Below are 1,062 nucleotides of genomic sequence, written 5' to 3' on the forward strand. Positions count from 1 at the left end.
CCTCCGGCGTCCGGCGGCGGGGTGCGCGCGGACCACGTCGTGGTGGAGCCGGGTCGGGGCGCGGTGGTCGAATCGGTCGCGGCGCCGGGTGCGTCCGGCGGCGCGGTCTCCGTGGTGACCGACCTCGGACGGCGGTACGTGCTCGCCGGCGGCGAGGTGCGCGGGATGCTCGGCTACCGCGACGTCCGGCCGCTGCGACTGCCGGCGGGCCTGGTCAGCCTGGTGCCCGCCGGCGCCACGCTCGACCCCGCCGCCGCGCGGGTCGTCGCCACTCCCGCCTGACCCCGGCCGGCGACGCCTGGCTCAGGCGACGCCCCGGCTCAGGCGGTGGGGCAGGCTCAGGCGGCGGGGCGGCGCAGCACGGTGACGGCGAAGTCGGCGTCGTCGCGCCAGGGGCGCAGGTCCCAGGTGGCGAAGCGGTGCTCCAGCCGCAGCCCGGCGGCGACGGCGTCGGCGTCGAAGTCGGTGAGCGGATAGCCGCGGTCGGTGCCGAAGCCCACCGCCACCACGCCGTCGGGTCGCAGGTGGGCGGCGATCCGGCGGAGCACGTCCCGCTCGGTGCCGGGGGCCACGAAGGCCAGCACGTTGCCGGCGACGACCACCGCGTCGAACGGCTCCGGCTCCCCGGCCGCCGCCAGGTCCAGTTCGGCCAGGTCGGCCACCAGCCAGCGCGGGCCCGGGTGGTCGGCGCCGGCGGCCTCCACCAGCGCCGGGTCGGCGTCCACGCCGACGACCGCGTGCCCGCGGGCGGCCAGCTCCGCGCCCACCCGGCCGGTGCCGCAGCCGGCGTCGAGGATCCGGGACCCCGGCGCGACCAGGGCGTCCACCAGCCGGGCCTCGCCGGCCAGGTCCGCCCCCTCGGCGGCCAGCCGGCGGAACCGGTCGATGTACCACTGCGAGTGCTCCGGACCGGTCTCGGTCACCCAACGGGTCGGCTTTCCCATGCCGCCACCGTAGCCGGATCCGGCCGGCCCTCCGGCGGAGGGCACACCTGCGCCGACGGGGTCACGCTCACGGGCGCCGAAGGGCGGCCGCACCCTCGCGGCGGGCGCACCGTGCGAC

The 1,062-nt window shown here is 79.4% G+C and carries 2 protein-coding genes; one reads left to right on the plus strand and one right to left on the minus strand.

Going from position 1 to position 1,062, the window contains the following annotated elements; all coding sequences use genetic code 11:
- Positions 1-282, plus strand: a 282-nt coding sequence (locus AB0L34_RS34340) for a type VII secretion protein EccB (protein WP_363709844.1), incomplete at its 5' end; no start/stop codon positions are given.
- A 56-nt stretch (positions 283-338) separates the two neighbouring features.
- Here the strand turns inward: AB0L34_RS34340 and AB0L34_RS34345 are convergent.
- Entirely contained in the window at positions 339-944 is a 606-nt protein-coding gene (locus AB0L34_RS34345) for a class I SAM-dependent methyltransferase (protein ID WP_357462122.1), read from the minus strand.
- Between the last annotated feature and the right edge of the window lie 118 nt (positions 945-1,062).

It is taken from the genome of Micromonospora sp. NPDC052213, from assembly GCF_040679695.1.
Taxonomy (GTDB): domain Bacteria; phylum Actinomycetota; class Actinomycetes; order Mycobacteriales; family Micromonosporaceae; genus Micromonospora.

What these genes read in the sequence shown, in the direction of transcription:
- AB0L34_RS34345 (WP_357462122.1), bottom strand. Translation starts at nt 944, where the DNA reads ATGGGAAAGCCGACCCGTTGGGTGACCGAGACCGGTCCGGAGCACTCG.